10 protein-coding genes are annotated in these 16,370 nt (G+C 70.6%); 4 read left to right on the forward strand and 6 right to left on the reverse strand.

What is annotated here, in order from left to right:
- Window positions 1–2 precede the first annotated feature (2 nt).
- Genes ACZ6ZQ_RS19245 through ACZ6ZQ_RS19265 form a run of 5 tightly spaced genes read right to left on the reverse strand, consistent with a single transcriptional unit; the run spans window position 3 to window position 5,347 of the window.
- Window positions 3–1,118: a transketolase family protein gene (locus ACZ6ZQ_RS19245; protein WP_469769696.1), complete on the reverse strand. Its 1,116-nt coding sequence runs from the start codon at window positions 1,116–1,118 to the stop codon at window positions 3–5.
- Window positions 1,115–1,957, reverse strand: a complete 843-nt coding sequence (locus ACZ6ZQ_RS19250) for a transketolase (protein WP_469769697.1) — start codon at window positions 1,955–1,957, stop codon at window positions 1,115–1,117. Before ACZ6ZQ_RS19250 ends, ACZ6ZQ_RS19245 begins: the two co-directional genes overlap by 4 nt.
- Window positions 1,958–2,013: 56 nt before the next feature.
- Window positions 2,014–3,324 (reverse strand): DegT/DnrJ/EryC1/StrS family aminotransferase, encoded by a 1,311-nt coding sequence (locus tag ACZ6ZQ_RS19255; protein ID WP_469769698.1) that lies wholly within the window; start codon window positions 3,322–3,324, stop codon window positions 2,014–2,016.
- A 5-nt stretch (window positions 3,325–3,329) separates the two neighbouring features.
- Entirely contained in the window at window positions 3,330–4,208 is an 879-nt protein-coding gene (gene lysX, locus ACZ6ZQ_RS19260; RefSeq protein ID WP_469769699.1) for a lysine biosynthesis protein LysX, read from the reverse strand.
- Window positions 4,205–5,347, reverse strand: a complete 1,143-nt coding sequence (locus ACZ6ZQ_RS19265) for a M20/M25/M40 family metallo-hydrolase (protein WP_469769700.1) — start codon at window positions 5,345–5,347, stop codon at window positions 4,205–4,207. Before ACZ6ZQ_RS19265 ends, lysX begins: the two co-directional genes overlap by 4 nt.
- A gap of 518 nt (window positions 5,348–5,865) precedes the next feature.
- Between ACZ6ZQ_RS19265 and ACZ6ZQ_RS19270 the strand changes: the two genes are divergently transcribed.
- Both ACZ6ZQ_RS19270 and ACZ6ZQ_RS19275 read left to right on the forward strand, forming a co-directional pair.
- Window positions 5,866–7,002 (forward strand): PP2C family protein-serine/threonine phosphatase, encoded by a 1,137-nt coding sequence (locus ACZ6ZQ_RS19270; RefSeq protein WP_469769701.1) that lies wholly within the window; start codon window positions 5,866–5,868, stop codon window positions 7,000–7,002.
- A gap of 181 nt (window positions 7,003–7,183) precedes the next feature.
- Entirely contained in the window at window positions 7,184–8,629 is a 1,446-nt protein-coding gene (locus ACZ6ZQ_RS19275) for a glyceraldehyde-3-phosphate dehydrogenase (RefSeq protein ID WP_469769702.1), read from the forward strand.
- Between the two features lie 218 nt (window positions 8,630–8,847).
- Here ACZ6ZQ_RS19275 and ACZ6ZQ_RS19280 read toward each other — a convergent pair whose 3' ends face one another.
- Window positions 8,848–10,851 (reverse strand): ABC transporter ATP-binding protein, encoded by a 2,004-nt coding sequence (locus tag ACZ6ZQ_RS19280; RefSeq protein ID WP_469769703.1) that lies wholly within the window; start codon window positions 10,849–10,851, stop codon window positions 8,848–8,850.
- A gap of 600 nt (window positions 10,852–11,451) precedes the next feature.
- Between ACZ6ZQ_RS19280 and ACZ6ZQ_RS19285 the strand changes: the two genes are divergently transcribed.
- Together ACZ6ZQ_RS19285 and ACZ6ZQ_RS19290 are read left to right on the forward strand one after the other, a co-directional pair.
- The gene (locus ACZ6ZQ_RS19285) at window positions 11,452–11,892 is read left to right on the forward strand and encodes an Lrp/AsnC family transcriptional regulator (protein WP_469769704.1); all 441 of its coding nucleotides are present in this window, start codon (window positions 11,452–11,454) and stop codon (window positions 11,890–11,892) included.
- A 377-nt stretch (window positions 11,893–12,269) separates the two neighbouring features.
- The gene (locus ACZ6ZQ_RS19290; protein WP_469769763.1) at window positions 12,270–16,325 is read left to right on the forward strand and encodes a molybdopterin-dependent oxidoreductase; all 4,056 of its coding nucleotides are present in this window, start codon (window positions 12,270–12,272) and stop codon (window positions 16,323–16,325) included.
- The last annotated feature ends 45 nt before the right edge of the window (window positions 16,326–16,370 follow it).

Consider the following 16,370-nt stretch of genomic DNA (forward strand, 5'->3'; position numbering starts at 1 on the left):
GGTCAGACTCTCCTTGTGTCGGTGTGGTCGTTGTGGTGCGTGTGGTCGGTGTGATGGGTGGTACGGGGATCGACCAGGGTCAGCGCCTCCGCCACGATGCGTTCCACCGTGACGCCGGAGTCCTCCAGCAGCTCCCGCTCGCTGCCGACGGTCTCGACACGGCTCTCCGCGACCCCGACCCGGCGCACCCGGCACGGGTGATCGGCGGTCACCACCTCGCTCACCGCGCCGCCGAGGCCGCCCACGACGACGTGGTCCTCGACCGTGACGATGCCGGCGGTTTCGCGTGCCGCGCGCAGCACCGCCGCCTCGTCGAGCGGCTTGACCGTGTGCATGTTCAGCACCCGGGCCGCCACTCCCGAAGCCGCGAGCCGGTCCCGGGCGGCGAGTGCGAGGTGGACCGGCAGCGGTCCCGTCGCGATGAGGGTCACGTCGTCGCCCGCGGCCAGTTCCGCCGCGGTGCCGATACGGAAGTCGTACGGCTCGCGATACACCTGCGGCGTCTCGGTGCGGCCGAGCCGGATGTACACCGGCCCCGGGTGGTGGGCGGCGGCTCGCACGGCCAGGTCCGTCTCGGCGGCGTCGGCCGGCACGACGACCGTCAGATGCGGCATCGTCCGGGCGATGGCCAGATCCTCCAGGGCGTGGTGGGACGGGCCGTAGTGCCCGGCGGACAGCCCGCCGTGCGTGGCGACCACCCTGACCGGCAGGTTGTTGCCCGCCACGTCGAGCTTCAGCTGCTCGCAGGCCCGGGTGGTGGCGAAGGTGCTCATCGTGTTGGCGAACGGAATCATCCCCGCGGCGGCGAGCCCGGCGGACGTCCCGAGCAGGTTCGCCTCGGCGATGCCGACGTTGACGTACTGGCCGGGCAGTTCGGCAGCGAAGCCGTCCTCGAACCCGCCCATGTCGGTGTCGACGCAGAAGATACGGTCGTCGGCGCGGGCCAGCTCCAGCAGCGTACGGCGGTAGACGTCCCGGGTCGCGCCGGTGTACTGCGCCGCCCAGGTGTCCGTGAGCACCGGCGCCTGCTCGCCCGCACCCGTGGCTGCCGCGCCCGGATCGCTACCCGTAGCTCCCGTACCCGCTGCTGCGGCCCTCGCCGCCGCGGCCCCGGTCATCGCTGGTTCCTGTGCCGTGCTCGCAGCCCTGCTTCCGCCCGTTCGTACAGTCGCGGCGAGAGCCGGACGTAATGGCTCGCCTTGCGGTCCTCGAAGATCGGCACCCCGCGGCCTTTCGTGGTTCGGGCGATGACGACGGTCGGCCGTCCCGGTGCGGCCGGCAGCGAACCGAACGCCGCCCGCAGCGCGTCGAGATCGTGGCCGTCCACGTCGAGAACGGACCAGCCGAAGCTGCGCCAGCGGTCGGCCAGCGGCTCCAGCGCGACGCAGTCCTCGGTGCGGCCGCTGATCTGCCAGCCGTTGCGGTCGACGACGGCCGTCAGGTTGTCCAGACCCAGTTGGGCCGCCGACATGACGGCCTCCCAGTTCGAGCCCTCCTGAAGTTCACCGTCGCCGAGCAGGACGAACGCCCGGTTGCCGCGGCCGGCGCGGTCGGCGGCCAGCGCCACGCCGCAGGCGAGCGACAGCCCGTGGCCGAGTGAACCCGTCGGGAACTCCACCCCGGGCAGTCGGCGCATCGGATGGCCGGCCAGCCGGCTGCCGCGCTGTCCGTAGCTGTGGCACTCCTCGGTCGGAAAGTAGCCGTGCTCGGCGAGCACCGCGTACAGCGCGGCGCTCGCATGGCCCTTGCTGAGGACGAACCAGTCCCGGCCGGTCCACTGCGGCTGGTCCGGCCGGACCCGCAGCACGGCCCCGTAGAGCACCGTCAGGATGTCCACGGCCGACAGGCTGCCGCCGACATGTGTGCCGTGCTCGGTCGCGCCCATCGCGAGCACCGAACGGCGGGCCCGGTAGGCGCGCTCCGCCAGCTCCTCGGTGCTGACCGGCACGCCAGTCATTGCCGCACCAGGCATGTCCGCACCAGTCATTGCCGCATCAGTCATGTCCACGCCGGTCATGTTCGCGCCACGGCCTGACCGGCCTGCTGCCACAGTGGCCGGTACGCCATCGTCCGGGCCGGCGGCACCAGCAGTCCGCGCTGCTCCCACACCTTCTCGAATGCGTCCGCGCAGCTGTCGAGCAGCGGTCCCGAGGCCGGGTTGAGGTGCCATCGCTGCATCGTCAACGAGTCCTCGATCACCGCCAGGGTGACCGGGTGGTCCTCCGGGCGGTACGCCGCTCCTTGCGGCGCCGCCGCGCGCAGCGCCGGCTGGGCGGGCAGCGGCAGCGACTGGTACGGCCGCACCGGCACTCCCTCCGCCCGCAGCGCGCGCTGCAGCATCGTCCGCAGGGCGCCGGGGGCCACATCCGGGCATCCCATCCGTACGGGGTCGAAGCGCAGCCGCAACTGGAACCAGGCGTGCGTACGGTCGGCCGGGCAGTGCGGCGTCACGAGCCCGTCGAGCGCGGCCAGCCGGCCGAGGAAGCGGCGTACGGTGCGGTCGCGTTCCTCGTGCCGCTCCTCCAGCCGGGCGAGCTGACACCGTGTGAAAGCGGCCTGAACGCTGCTGAGCTTGGCGTTCCCGGCGATCACCTGCGAGACGTAGGCACGATCGCCGCGGCCCGACAGGTCCTCGCCGAACTGGCGGCGCAGCACCACACGTTCATGGATGTCCTCGTCATCGGTGGTGAGCAGACCGCCCTCGCCACTGGTGGGCAGGTTCTTGGACGCGTTGAGACTGAACGCCGCCACATGACCGAGCGCGCCCGTGCGCCGCCCGCGATAGGACGCGCCGTGCGCCTGGGCGGCGTCCTCGATGAGGACGAGGCCATGACGGTCGGCGAGGCCACGCAGCTCGGTCATGTCGCACGGCAGCCCGTGCAGGTGCACCGCGAGGATCGCCTGCGTCCGCGGGGTGATCGCGAGCGCCGCGGAGGCCGGGTCCATGGTGTAGGTGACCGGGTCCACATCGACGAAAGCGGGTACGAGTCCCCGCATCACCGGGGCGGCCGCGGTGGCGATGAACGACAGCGCGGGAACAAGGACTTCGGCACCGGGCTCCAGACCGGTGGCGGCCAGTGCCAGCTCGATCGCCGCGGTCCCGGACGAGACGGCGGCGCAGTGCCGGACACCCGTGAAGCCGGCCCACTCCTGTTCGAGGAGCTGCACCTCACCCTTTTCGACGGAGGTGAACCGGCCGCTGTCGAGCACGCCCAGCACCGCTTCGCGCTCGGCCTCGGTGACGATCGGCCAGGCCGCGGCGTCGGAGGTACGGGCGCCGGCGTCAACGGTCCGGGGGCCGCCGAACATTGCCAGCCGTGGCATGACCATCAGCTCCTCACCAGTTGCTGTACGAGGTAGTCCGCGTAGCGGCCGGCCAGGTCGGTGTCGAGCACTTCGGCGGCGCCACGGAACTGCGGTGTGTGGTTGATCTCGTTGACGAGGAGCCGCCCGTCGCGGTCCTCCAGGACGTCGATTCCGTAGACTCCGGGGCCGATCGCGGCGGCGGCGGCCGACAGCAGGCCCTCGAGCTCCGGGGACAGCGGGCAGGGCAGGGTACGCGCGTCGCGCGCCGTGTTCGTACGCCACGACGAGGACGTCCGGTACACCGCACCGGCGACCTCGGTACCGAACACCAGCCCGCGGATGTCACGCCCCGGCTTGTCGACGTACTCCTGCAGATAGGTGATGCGCTGCTGCGGGTCGGGCAGCGCCGCCCGGAGCTCGAGCACCGCCTCCGCCGAGTCACGGTCGCTCAGCCGGGCGACCATCCGCCCCCAGGAACCGGTCAGTGGCTTGACCACCGCCGGATAGCCGAAGTCGTCGAGAGCGTCGACCGCCGCCTCGGGGGTCAGCGTGACCGCACATCGTGGGACGGGCAGGCCGGCCGCCTGCAACGCGAGGGTGGTCCGCAGCTTGTCGCCGCACACCGCGATCGCCTCGGCGCTGTTGACCGTGGCCACACCCAGGTGTTCGAGGACGCGCGCCGCCGTCAGACCGCGGTGGTGCGACACCTCGCGCACGACGGCCGTCGACCAGGCCGTCCGCGGCCGGTCGAGACGGAACACGGCCGTGCGCGGGTCCAGGACGTCGTACGGGACACGGCGGCGGTCCAGCTCGTCGAGGAGACGTTTCTCCTCGAAAGCGACACGGGAAGCGACCACGGCCAGTCGCGGGGGCAGCTCCGCCCCACTGCCGTTCTGGTTCACCTGAGCGTCTCCGGGGCGTGGCCGTGCCGGTGAGCGGCGGCACGCGGCCGCCGGCCGCCGGCCAGCGCGGCGGCCAGTTCCTCGACGCCGGTGGTCAGGACGTCGATCGCGGTCAGGTACTCGCCCAGATCCAGATGCTCCTCGTCGGTGTGGTCCAGCCTGGAGTCGCCCGGCCCGTAGGCGGCCATCGGCACGTTCCACACCGGGCCGACGACGTTCATGTCGGAGGTGCCGAGCTTCACCTTCTCCGTGGGCGCTCCGGCGTGCCGCCGGATACCCGCACGCAGCGCGCCGACCACGACATCGGTCCGGGGCGACCGGACGGCCGGAAGGCTCTCGACGACGGTGAGCCGGTCGGGAGTCACCAGCTCGCGGAGCCAGGTCAGAAATCCGTCCCGGTCGAAGCCGAGCGGTACCCGGCAGGAGATCTCGACGCGGGCGTGCAGCGGGTCGCCGTTGAGACCCACGAGCGCGGGGATCGGCCTGTTGAAGGCCGAGCCCGAGGTGCCGGCCTGAAAAGGCCCCTGCGGAGCACCGTGTGATGCGCCTTCCGCACCGAGCCGCTGACCGACGGCCGACCAGTAACCGGCGGCGACCTCGACGGCCCTGGGGCCCGGCGAACTCGTATGCGATCCGGCGCGCGACACGTCGACGGCGAAACGGATGATGCCCTTGTAGCCGAGCACCACATTGCTGACGCCACTGGGTTCACCGATGACGACCGCGTCCGGCCGAATCGCACGGCTCAGATGGTGTGCACCCGGCGAGGAGCCCTCCTCGCCGACCGCGCCGACCACCATGAGACGGGCCTGGCCATGGGCGGCGGCACGGCGAGCCGCCCACACCATCGTCGCGAGCGGGCCCTTGGCGTCGACCGTCCCGCGGCCGTACAGCTTGCCGTCGCGTTCGTGGACGGGCAGGTCGCCCGGGACCGTGTCGAGGTGGCCGAGCAGCAGGATGAGCGGCCCATCAGGGTCTCCGATCTCACCGACCGCATTGCCGACGTCGTCGCGACGGGCCCGGAAACCTAACTCCTGCAACTCGCCGACGAGACAGTCGGCGAGGGCGTCCTCGTCACCGGTGACCGAAGGAATCTCCACCATGCGGCGGAGCAGTCCCACTTCGTCGATATCGACCACGCTTCAGCCCTGAGCCGCGGTACATGCGTGAGGAGCCGCTTCCCGCGGACAACCACGCGGACAGCCCGCTCGTACCTGGCTGTGGTCACCGTGCCGGCGCCGATGCGGCACGGACCTTCCGGCAGCCGGCCAATACCGGCTCCGACGGTCGTTCATTGGTCTTCCCCCCGTGTTGTCCGCACTCGACCCGGCCCGCGTGTTTCCTCGCGGGCCCGCACGAGTGCGTCACCTTCTACCGCGACGCTAGATGTGCATCGTCGCGATGGTCAAGGGGTGATCGTCCGGCCGGCGCCGTGACGGCCGCGGCGGCCAACTCGTCCATACGGAAGCCCAATTGCCGGGATGTGCCGCGCGACGGCGGTGCTCTCGCCGGGGGTGACCCGCGGCCCGGCCGCTCTTTGCGCCTTCCGGGACCGGGCCGCCGGCAACGGCCTTCCTCACCCGCCCGCCCGGCGTCCGGCCGAGGCGGCCCCGCATGGCTGCACGATCACCGGGCCCGGCTGGTGTATCCAGGGGGGATGGACCCTCGGAGCCTGCGCGAGGACCAGCGATGGTCATGGCTGCCGAGCCATGCGCTGCTCGTGGTGCCGCTCGCGTTGATCGTCATCGTCACGGTCGTCGACGTGCTGGCTCCGCCCGATGTGCACCTGGGACCGTTCCTGGTCGCGGCCCCTGCGATCGCGGCGTCGTTCGCCGGGCCCAGGATCACCGCTTTCGTCGGCGCGGTCGCCGTCCTGGCTCAGGCCGTCGTCGCGATTGTGCGTACCACCCTCATTGACTTGAACCATCTGTTCCAGATCACCGCACTGATCTTGATCTCGGCGATCGTGACCTTCTTCTCGTATCTCAGGGAGCGGCACGAGAAGGAGCTGACGCAGCTGCGCACGGTCGCCGAAGCCACCCAGGCGGTGGTTCTGCGGCCTCTGCCGCAGCAGGTAGGGCCGCTGAGGATCGCCTCCGTCTACCTGGCGGCCGAGGCCGAGGCCCAGATCGGCGGTGACCTGTACGCGGCCGTACGCACCGATCGCGGCACCCGGTTCATGATCGGGGACGTCCGCGGCAAGGGGCTGCCGGCCATCGGTGACGCCGCGCTGCTCCTGGGCGCCTTCCGGGCGGCCGCGCACCGCCAGGCCGAGCTGCCGATGCTGGTCGCCTATCTGGAGGGGACCGTCACCTCGGAGCTCGACGATCCCACCGCCGGCGGGGCGGAACAGGAGGGCGTGGGCGAAGCATTCACGACCGCGGCCGTACTCGACGTCCCCGACGCGGAGCCGGTGCTGCATCTGATCAGCTGCGGGCATCCGCCGCCCCTGGTCCTGCGCGAAAGCGAGGTCGTCCTGCTGGAGGCGAGCAGTCCATCCCTTCCGCTGGGCCTCGCCGCCTTCGGGGAGCCGTCGTACGTCGCGGACACCTTCGGCTTCACGGCCGGTGACACTCTCGTGCTCTACACCGACGGCGTCGTCGAAGCCCGCGACGCGCACGGCGAGTTCTACCCCCTGGCCGAACGCGTTGCCGCCTGGCGGGGCGAAGACCCGCAGACGTTCCTGCGGCACCTGTGTGCGGACCTCGTGGACCACGTCGGCGGCTATCTGGGGGACGACGCCGCCGTGGTGGTGATCCAACGGCTTCCCGCGCCGGCCGCTGCCACCGCATGATCTGTCGGGCAGCCCGTTCCGCATGGTGCAGGACCGGACGACAGCCCTCCGGTCCCGGCCCATTTCACTGCTTTTGTGGCTATGGACCCGATCGCGGCACCCCGCTCAGGTGGCACCGCTTGAATGATCAAATTGGCAGCGGGTTAGCATGTGAGCGCCGCCTAGCTCGAAAGATAAACCTGTGACTGTCAATGACGACTCGTTCACCAATTGGAAAAACCGCGAGGAGATCGCGGAGTCGATGATCCCCATCATCGGGAAGCTGCACCGGGAGCGGGACGTCACGGTCCTGCTGCACAGCCGCTCCTTGGTGAACAAGTCGGTGGTCAGCATCCTCAAGACCCACCGATTCGCCCGGCAGATCGCCGGTGAGGAACTCTCGGTCACCGAGACGCTGCCGTTCCTGCAGGCGCTCACCGCGCTCGATCTCGGACCTTCCCAGATCGACATCGGCATGCTCGCCGCGACGTACAGGACCGACGACCGCGGACTGTCGGTGGAGGCGTTCACCGCCGAGGCCGTCGCCGGCGCCACCGGCGCCAACAAGATCGAGCGCGGCGAGGGCCGCGACGTCGTCCTGTACGGCTTCGGCCGCATCGGCCGCCTCGTCGCCCGCCTGCTCATCGAGAAGGCCGGCTCCGGCAACGGCCTGCGCCTGCGCGCCATCGTCGTCCGCGGGGGCGGCGAGGCCGACCTGGTCAAGCGCGCCTCGCTGCTGCGCCGCGACTCCATCCACGGCCAGTTCCAGGGCACGATCACGGTCGACGAGGCGAACAGCACGATCATCGCCAACGGCAACGCGATCCGCGTGATCTACGCCAACGACCCCTCCGAGGTCGACTACACGGCGTACGGCATCAAGGACGCCATCCTCATCGACAACACCGGCAAGTGGCGCGACCGTGAGGGCCTCTCCAAGCACCTGCGCCCCGGCATCGACAAGGTCGTTCTGACCGCCCCGGGCAAGGGCGACGTCCCGAACATCGTCCACGGTGTCAACCACGACATGATCAAGCCGGACGAGCGCATCCTGTCCTGCGCCTCCTGCACCACCAACGCCATCGTCCCGCCGCTGAAGGCCATGGACGACGAGTACGGTGTGCTGCGCGGTCACGTGGAGACCGTCCACTCGTTCACCAACGACCAGAACCTGCTGGACAACTACCACAAGGCCGACCGCCGCGGCCGCTCCGCGCCGCTCAACATGGTGATCACCGAGACCGGTGCCGCCTCCGCCGTCGCCAAGGCGCTGCCGGACCTCAAGGCCCCGATCACCGGCAGCTCGATCCGCGTCCCCGTCCCGGACGTCTCGATCGCCATCCTCAGCCTGCGGCTGGGCCGCGAGACCACCCGCGAGGAGGTCCTCGACTACCTCCGCGACGTCTCGCTGCACTCGCCGCTGAAGCGCCAGATCGACTTCACCACCGCCCCCGACGCCGTCTCCATGGACTTCGTCGGCTCGCGCCACGCCTCCATCGTGGACGCCGGTGCCACCAAGGTCGACGGCGACAACGCGATCCTGTACCTGTGGTACGACAACGAGTTCGGTTACTCCTGCCAGGTCATCCGCGTCGTCCAGCACGTCTCCGGCGTGGAGTACCCGACCTACCCGGCCCCGGTGGTCTGACCCCGGCGCACCGTCCGATCCGGTGTCCCGGCAGGCCGGGCGGCGGTGGGGCGGCAACCGATCCGATCGGCGTCCGGTTGCTCTCCCACCGCCCCCGTCGGCCGTCGCCGGCAGCGCAATGACCCGGCTGCACCGAGCCACCGCTGAGCCGTCCGCCCTGCGGCATGCCCGCCGGACCGGCGTCAGGTCCGGCCGATCTCGCTCCTCCGCCCCGGGGCTCACCTGAGTCCTCCGGCCCGCTCGTCGTCCATGGCCCCGTCGTTCTGGGCGGGGACGGTGTGCTGGTAGGCGCGGGACTGGAGCAGGTAGGCGTCGCGGAACGCCCCGGTGCCGGTGCGTGGGTGCATGAGCTCGTCGAAGGTACCGGCTTCGACCACCCGCCCCTGGTCAAGGACGTAGATCAGGTCGGCGTGGTGCACGGAGTGGAGCCGGTGCGTGATCAGGATGATCGTCTGGCCCTCGCCGGCGAGGTCGCGGATCTGGTCGAACACCCGCTGTTCGGCGACCGCGTCCAGCGCGCTGGTGGGCTCGTCCACGATCAGCACCTCGGCGTTGCGATAGCGGGCGCGGGCGATGCCCAGACGCTGCCACTGGCCGCCGGAGATCTGGTGCCCGCCCCGGTAGCCGCGGGCCAGCAGTGTGCTCAGGCCGCGCGGCAGCTTTTCGAGGACCTGGTCCGCGCCGGCGTAGGTGGCGGCGGCTTCGATGCCCACGTCGTCGAGCGGTTCGCGGGAGCGGCCGATGCCGATGTTGACCCGCGCGGTGAACGGCCAGCGGTAGAAGTCCTGCGCGACCATGGCCACGCGCCCGAAGATCTGCGACCGGTCCGCCTCGGCCGCATCGACCCCGTCCCACAGGATCCGGCCGCCGCCGGGATCCGGACGGTAGAGCCCGCTCAGCAGCTTGACCAGTGTCGACTTCCCGCTCCCGTTGCTCCCGACCAAGGCGATGATCTTCCCTGCCGGGATGGTGACGTCCACCTCGCGCAGGGACGGATCCGGCTGGGTGCTGCCGGGATAGGTGAACGTGACCTTCTCGAAGCGGATCTCGTCGACACGTTCGGGCAGGTCGAGGCCTGTGCTGGGAATGGCGCGCTTGACCGCTTCCTGGCACAGCGTCTCGAAGTCGGCGACGAACAGGGCCTCTTGATGAAGGTCGGTGATCTGCAGCACGAGCTGGTCAAGGCTGGCGGAACCGGTGCGGATGGCCAGGACCGCGGTGCCTGCCACGGACAGTTCCATGCTGCCGGACCACAGCAGAACCCCCAGCACGCCGTAGGTGACGATCGTGGCGAGGCCGGTGGCACCGTCCGCGATCAGCCCCTTGCGGGCGGCCGCGCGGGCCAGCCGGGTCTGCTCCCGCTCGCTGGTCTCGGCCATGCCCCGGAAGTGGGCCAGCAGGAACGGGCCGACGTCGTGAACACGAACCTCGGCGGCGGCCTGCTGGTCGATCAGCAGCCGGCCGAGCAACTGGCCGGCCCGTGCGTGCTGCACGAACTGGTGGAAGGAGATGTAGCGCATCTTGGCGATCGTCAGCGAACTCCAGGCGCTCGGCAGCGTCATCGCCACCAGCAGCGGCAGCAGCAGGGGGTGCAGGACGGTCAGCACACCGGCTGCTGCCACCAGAGAGATGAGCGAATTGAGCACCGCCGTGCAGTACTTGACCATCCGCCGGGCCGAATCGGCGCCGTATCCGGCGGAGTCCAGCAGCCGGTGGAAGTCGTCGTCCTCGATCGCGGACAGTTCCACCCGGGCGACCAGCGACAGGTACCGCTCGGTCGCCACCCTCTGCACCTTCGGCTCCAGAGCCCCTGTGGCCGCCGTCGAAGCCGACCGCAGCAGCGACCCGAGCAACGCGGCAACCGCCACCACCACCAGCGCGGGCACCGCCCTCGACAGCCGCTCGGTCGACGTCCCGTCGGCGAGCAGATGCCCCAGGACCGAGTTGACCGCCACCAGCCCGACGGCCTGCACGACGCCCCGTCCCACCTCCGAGATCCAGACCCTGCGCAGCGCCCGCGCGTCGGCCTGGTGAGCCAGCCGCACCGCGGTGCCGATCAGTTTCGGCAGCGTGCGGGCCATCGCCCACAAGTCCAGGCCCAGCCATGCCCCCTGGTGCCGGTACCAGCCGATGTCGTACGCCAGCTCGCCCCCGAACAACAGCCGCTCCGACTCGGACACCTCTTCGGGCGAGGCGGTCCGCAGCTCCGTTTCCTGCGTCATGCCCCCCACCTCGTATCCGGTCGTGATGAGCGGCGGACACCGCGGGCGACAGCGTCAACACCGCGTCCGAACGGGCGTGGGGACAGGCCGACCGCCCGGTGCTGTTCGAACGCGGCGGGGCCGTTCACGGGTACGGGCACGGGATTCACGACAACTCCAGAAGGGTGGGCGATGAGTACACGTGCTCTAAGAACGGTCCCCATTGCGCCCCGTAACGGGTGACGAGGAGGCAGATCGTGGACATATGTTCCAGTGGTCGGGGGAGGGCAACGGGCGGCTGGCCGGTGGGCGCCAGGGGGCACTCGAACAGATCGGATCACACCGTCGAGGTATTGCGCAGGGCCGACCGGGAATGAGCGCCTCCCGTCAGGACGGCACCGCACGGACTCGCACGCCGTCATGCGAACGGCGCGGCAGACGATGTCTGCCGTGCCGCGTTCAGAGGCGTTCGGGTTGCGCCGCAGTGCCGACGACGCGGTCCGCTTCCGCGGGGGTACGCCGTCAGGTGTCCTTGTTGCATCCCTCCATGGTCCCGTGAAACCCGCGCCATGTGGTTGCAGATGTTGCTTGCGGGACAGTGCCTGGTGCAGTCTTCTTGCCATGGATGCCACAGACCGGGCAATCATTGCCGAGCTGGAGCAGGACGGACGGCTGACCAACGTCGAGCTGGCGCAGCGGGTCGGGCTCACCACCGGGCCGTGTCTGCGGCGTGTGCAGCGGCTGGAGGCCGACGGTGTCATCCGCGGCTACCGGGCCGTGGTCGACCCGGCCTCCGTGGGCCGTTCCTTCGAGGTCCTGATCGACCTCACCCTCGACGCCCAGGACGCGGGGACCGTCGAGCGCTTCGAGTCGACCCTGGCGGAGGCCGAGGAGGTCCGGGAGCTGCGCCGGCTGTTCGGCAGCCCGGACTACTTCGTGCGCGTGGCGGTCGCCGACCTGGCCGCCTACGAGGCTTTCCTCAGCACGCACGTCATGACCATCCCGCGCATCAAGAACGTCACCTCGCACTTCACGATGAAGACCGTGAAGTCGGCTTCCTGACGGCGGCGGGCGCGCTCCTCGTGAAACAGCGGGCCCGCGCGGTCGGAGCCAAGGTTGTCTTCGTCACCGACGAAGTCAGCGAGCCGACCACGGGCCGGAGGGCGACGCGCGTCGGCAAGCCGTCGTTGCTGTACGCCGACATCAGCCCGCCCCCTGGCGCATGCGTGACCCTGCTGATCCTCACAGCGCCGCTCCAGCGCGTGTGTGACGAGCGTTACCGCCCACGAGCGGCCGGGGTCACATCGACGTAATGGGTGTTTCGTACCGTCGAGGGCACGTTCGATCGACAGAGAGGCCACCCGGTGCCCCCACAGGACTCGCCGACGGCCGTATCCCAGGTGCGGACGGTCTGCTCGTACTGCGGTGTGGGCTGCGGGATGGTGCTCGACATCGCGTCCGGTCCGGACGGACGCCGCAAGGTCCTCAAAGCGTCGGGGGACAAGGCCCACCCCGCCAATTCCGGCCGACTGTGCACCAAGGGCGCGACGACGGCGGACATGCTCGCCGCCCCGGGCCGGCTGACCACCGCACTGATGCGGCCCGAGCGCGGCGCCGAGCCCGTACCCGTCGGTGCGGACGAGGCGATCACGCGGACGGCCCGGCGGCTGCGGGCGATCATCGACGAGCACGGCCCGGACGCCGTCGCGTTCTACGTGTCCGGGCAGATGAGCCTGGAGGCCCAGTACCTGGCGAACAAGCTGGCCAAGGGCTTCATCCGCACCAACCGGATCGAGTCCAACTCCCGGCTGTGCATGGCCAGCGCCGGCACCGGCTACAAACTGTCCCTGGGTGCCGACGGGCCGCCCGGTTCGTACCAGGACTTCGAGCACGCGGACGTCTTCTTCGTCATCGGCTCCAACATGGCCGACTGCCACCCGGTCCTCTTCCTGCGTTTGACGGAACGGGTGAAGGCGGGGGCCAGGCTCATCGTCGTCGACCCGCGGCGCAGCGCCACCGCCGACAAGGCCGACCTCTTTCTGCAGATCAAGCCGGGGACCGACGTGGCTCTGCTGAACGGCCTGCTGCATCTGTTGGTGGAGAACGGGTACACGGACAGCGGCTTCATCGCGGAGCGCACCGAAGGCTGGGAGGGGATGCCGGAGTTCCTCGCGGACTACCCGCCCTCGACCGTCGCCGAGATCACCGGCATCCCGGAGGCCGACATCCGCCAAGCGGCGGAGTGGATCGGCGGGGCGGGGGAGTGGATGAGCTGCTGGACCATGGGGCTCAACCAGTCCGCCCACGGCACCTGGAACACCAACGCACTGATCAATCTGCATCTGGCGACCGGCGCGATCTGCCGCCCGGGCAGCGGCCCGTTCTCGCTCACCGGCCAGCCCAACGCCATGGGCGGCCGCGAGATGGGCTACATGGGGCCCGGCCTGCCCGGACAGCGGTCGGTGCTCGTGGACGAGGACCGAGCCTTCGTCGAGGAGCTGTGGGGACTGGAGCCCGGCACCGTACGCGAGGACGGATCCGGCAAAGGCACCGTCGAGATGTTCCAGCGCATGACGGACGGCGAGATCAAGGCGTGCTGGATCATCTGCACGAACCCGGTCGCCTCGGTGGCCAATCGCAAGACGGTCATCGAGGGTCTGGAGGCGGCGGAACTCGTCATCACCCAGGACGTGTTCGCCGAGACCGAGACCAATGCCTACGCCGATGTCGTGCTCCCGGGCGCCCTGTGGACCGAGACCGAAGGCGTGCTGATCAACAGCGAGCGCAACCTCACCCTCGCCCAGCGTGCCGTGGATCCGCCGGGGGAGGCGCTCGCGGACTGGCGGATCATCGCCCGTGTCGCCTGCGAGATGGGCTACGAGCACGCCTTCTCCTACGACAGCGCCGAGGAGGTCTTCGAGGAGATCAAGCGCGCCGCGAACCCGAAGACCGGATACGACCTGCGCGGCGTGACCTACGAGCGCTTGCGCAAGACGCCCGTCCAGTGGCCGGCCGCGACCGCCGCCGGCCCGGACCGCAACCCCATCCGCTACCTCGGCGACGACGGCGGGCCGGTGTTCCCGACGGCGAGCGGACGCGCGGTCTTCTTCGCCCGCCCGCACATCCCCGCCGCGGAAATGCCCGACGACGACTACCCGTTCGTCCTCAACACGGGTCGGCTCCAGCACCAGTGGCACACCCTCACCAGGACCGGAAAGGTCCCCAGACTCAACAAGCTCAACCCGGCGCCCTTCGTCGAGCTCCACCCGGACGACGCGGAGCGGCTCGGGATCGCGGAGGGCGACCCGGTGGAGGTGGCCTCGCGGCGCGGCCGGGCCGTGCTGCCCGCCGTCGTCACCGACCGGGTGCGCCCGGGTTGCTGCTTCGCGCCGTTCCACTGGAACGACCTGTTCGGCGAGTACCTGAGCATCAACGCCGTGACCAGCGACGCCGTGGATCCGATCTCCTTCCAGCCCGAGTTCAAGGTGTGTGCGGTGACCTTGGCGAAGGCCGCCGCTCCGGCCGCCGGGACGTCCGTGCCCGTCGTCGCTCCCGCCGAGGAGCCGGTGACCGTCGAGGAGCCGACGGCCGCCTGGGAGCCGGTGACCGTCGTGCCGACCGCCGTCACCCCGGGCGCGGCAGGAGTGTTCGGGCTGGAGAGCACGCCGCCGCCGGTGCTCGCCGAACACGAACGCCAGTACCTCGTCGGCTTCCTCGCGGGGCTGGAATCGGGCACGCCCGGAGTTCCCGTGCTGCCGCCCGGTGCGCCGTTCAGCGAGGAGCACGCGCGATGGGTGAACGGTGTGCTCGCCGGCATGTACTCCAGGGCGCCGCGGACCACAGCGGAATCGACGGCTCCAGCCATTTCCCCCGGCCGCGACGTGGTCGTGCTGTGGGCCTCGCAGACCGGCAACGCCGAGGAGTTCGCCGCTGCCACCGCCGACCGGCTCTCCGCGGCCGGGCACCGGCCGGCGCTCTTCGGCATGGACGAAACCGACCCCGGCGCGCTGCCCGCCACGGCCGACCTGCTGCTGATCACCAGTACGTTCGGCGACGGCGACGCCCCCGACAACGGCTCCGGGTTCTGGGACGCCCTGTCCGCGCCCGACACACCGCGCCTGGACGGCCGGCGCTATGCCGTGCTCGCCTTCGGCGATTCCTCGTACGACGACTTCTGCGGCCACGGTCGCCGACTGGACCGGCGTCTGGACGAGCTGGGTGGCGTACGTCTGGCTCCTCGCACGGACTGCGAACCGGACTACGAGCCTTCTGCGCACGCCTGGCTGGAGCAGGTCCTCACCAACCTCACCGGACAGCCTGCGACCGGTGCGGCCCCCGCCCCGCCGGCCGCACCTGTCCGCAGGGTGAAGCCGGCCGTGGCCGCCGCCCGTCTGACCGGCAACCGGCTGCTCAGCCTCCCGGGGTCGGGCAAGGAGGTCCGACGGTTCACCTTCGACACCCAAGGCAGCGGGACTCCGCTCGTCTACGAGGCCGGCGACGCACTCGGCGTGCGCCCCGTCAACTGTCCCGACCTCGTGACCGAATGGCTGGCCGTCACGGGACTCGACCCCTCCGCCCCGGTCCGCGTCGACGACATCGACGGCACCGGAGAGGTCGGGCTGGCCGACGCCCTGCACCGCCACCTGGACATCACCAAGCTCACTCCCACCCTCCTGGGATTCATCACCGAGCGCACCGGCGACCGCGATCTGAAGAAGCTGCTGCGCCCCGACAACAAGGGGGAGCTCGCCCGGTGGTCCTGGGGGCGCCAGGCCGTCGACGTCATCGCCGAGCATCCGGTCCGTGCCACGGCACAGGAGTGGGCCGGTGTCCTGGGGCGCCTGCAGCCTCGCCTGTACTCGATATCGTCCAGCCCGCTCACCGACCCCCGACAGGTGTCGCTGACGGTCTCCGTCGTCCGGTACGACAACGTCCACGGCCGCCCCCGCAAGGGCGTGTGCTCGCCGTTCCTCGCGGACGCCGCGCCCGACGCCGCGGTGCCGGTCTTCGTCCAGCGCTCCCCCCACTTCCGGCCTCCGGCGGATCCCGGGACGCCGATGGTGATGGTCGGCCCGGGGACAGGGGTCGCTCCCTTCGTCGGCTTCCTCGACGAGCGCCGCGCCCGCGGCCACCGCGCCCCCAACTGGCTCTTCTTCGGCGAACAGCACCGCGCCACCGACTTCTACTACGAGGACGAACTGACCGCTTTCCTCGCCGAGGGCACTCTGACCCGGCTCGACACCGCCTTCTCGCGCGACCAGCGCGCCAAGGTCTATGTGCAGGACCGGATGCGCGAACACGGCCCCCAGCTCTGGTCCTGGCTCCAGGACGGCGCCCATTTCTACGTCTGCGGCGATGCCGCGCGGATGGCCAAGGACGTCGACCGGGCGCTGCGCGACATCGCCGTCACGCACGGCGGCCTCGATGAGGGCCGAGCGGCTCTGTACGTCAAGCAACTCGCCGCGGACAAGCGGTACGTTCGCGACGTCTACTGATCTGCTGCTGATCTGCTGCCGATCCGCGTTGGTCCATCGGGAACG

The sequence above is a fragment of the Streptomyces sp. NPDC053673 genome (assembly GCF_055585225.1).

Excerpts from the sequence above, each read along its gene's own strand:
- ACZ6ZQ_RS19245 (WP_469769696.1), bottom strand. The coding sequence starts at position 1,118 with ATGACCGGGGCCGCGGCGGCGAGGGCCGCAGCAGCGGGTACGGGAGCT.
- ACZ6ZQ_RS19250 (WP_469769697.1), bottom strand. The coding sequence starts at position 1,957 with ATGACTGGCGTGCCGGTCAGCACCGAGGAGCTGGCGGAGCGCGCCTAC.
- ACZ6ZQ_RS19255 (WP_469769698.1), bottom strand. The coding sequence starts at position 3,324 with ATGCCACGGCTGGCAATGTTCGGCGGCCCCCGGACCGTTGACGCCGGC.
- ACZ6ZQ_RS19285 (WP_469769704.1), top strand. The coding sequence starts at position 11,452 with ATGGATGCCACAGACCGGGCAATCATTGCCGAGCTGGAGCAGGACGGA.
- ACZ6ZQ_RS19290 (WP_469769763.1), top strand. The coding sequence starts at position 12,270 with ATGGTGCTCGACATCGCGTCCGGTCCGGACGGACGCCGCAAGGTCCTC.
- ACZ6ZQ_RS19280 (WP_469769703.1), bottom strand. The coding sequence starts at position 10,851 with ATGACGCAGGAAACGGAGCTGCGGACCGCCTCGCCCGAAGAGGTGTCC.
- ACZ6ZQ_RS19270 (WP_469769701.1), top strand. The coding sequence starts at position 5,866 with ATGGACCCTCGGAGCCTGCGCGAGGACCAGCGATGGTCATGGCTGCCG.